At 40.4% G+C, this 1,277-nt stretch carries 1 protein-coding gene; it reads left to right on the forward strand.

The window, feature by feature from the left end:
* Positions 1-1,098, forward strand: a 1,098-nt coding sequence (locus tag ACFINO_RS09810; protein WP_375655628.1) for a tyrosine-type recombinase/integrase, incomplete at its 5' end; no start/stop codon positions are given.
* Between the last annotated feature and the right edge of the window lie 179 nt (positions 1,099-1,277).

A 1,277-nucleotide genomic window follows, 5' to 3' on the forward strand; every position in this document is an offset into this window, starting at 1 on the left:
GCCGGCTTGTTACTTCATAAGCGTAAAGATGGAGGTGCTCAATGGATTTATCGCTATACCATTCATGGTCGGCGCCGTGAAATGGGCTTGGGTGCCTTAAGAGATGTTTCTTTAAAACAAGCCCGTGAATTGGCAAATCAATGGCGCTCTGTTTTACGTGAAGGGCGTGATCCTATTAAAGAACGTGAGAAACAAAAGCGTGAGGCAATAAGCAATCTTCATTATTTAAAAGATATTGCCTTGGATACTTTTGAAACTCGTAAAGCTGAATTAAAAGGGGATGGGAAAGATGGACATTGGTTTTCGCCTTTACAACTTCATATTCTCCCTAAATTAGGTTGTCTTCCTGTGTCAGAGATTACACAAACAGAAATACGTAATACACTTGCCCCTATCTGGCATACAAAAGCTGGAGCTGCTCGGACAGCATTGATACGTCTCAAACTTTGTCTCAAACATGCTGCTGCATTAGGTTTGGATGTTGATTTACAAGCAACAGAAAAAGCACGCGCTCTTTTAGGAAAACAACGCCATAAAGTCAAAAATTTACCTGCAATGGATTGGAAAGATATACCAGCTTTTTATCAAACACTTTGCGAAGCATCAACCCTAACACAACTGGCTTTGCGTTTGCTTATCCTTACAGGGGTTCGCTCTAACCCTTTACGTCATATTCATAAAGATCAAGTTGAAGGTGATATCTGGACAATCCCTGCTGAAAATATGAAAGGAAAGCGTGATACTACAAAAGAGTTTCGTGTGCCCTTATCATCTGAAGCATTAGACATTTTAAAACAAGCGCGCTCACTTTCTCGCAATGATTTCTTCTTTTCTGCAACCGGTCGCGGTCCCCTTGCTACGAAGTGTATGGCTCAATACATGAGAGACAATAAACTTGAAGCCTGCCCCCATGGATTTCGCTCTAGTTTACGCGATTGGCTCGCTGAAACAACCGATGCCCCCTATGAGGTTGCTGAAACAATTCTAAGTCATACAGTCGGAGGACAAGTAGAGCGTGCCTATCGTCGTACTGATTATTTAGAACAGCGCCGCGTTTATATGGATAAATGGGCGGCTTATGTCACGGGTCAATCTTAAGATATGGGGTGCATAACCCCATGATCTGTGGATAACTTTAGCTCTCTTTTCTCTCATTCTCTCTCAATAAGAGTCATAAATTATCACATCAGAAATTGTATAATAAAATATTGTTTTCTATGAATAAAACATCTTTCTAAATGAACCAAAATGTGGTTAATAAATAGTTATGATTTGTT

Source organism: Bartonella sp. AA83SXKL (assembly GCF_042196965.1).
GTDB lineage: Bacteria > Pseudomonadota > Alphaproteobacteria > Rhizobiales > Rhizobiaceae > Bartonella.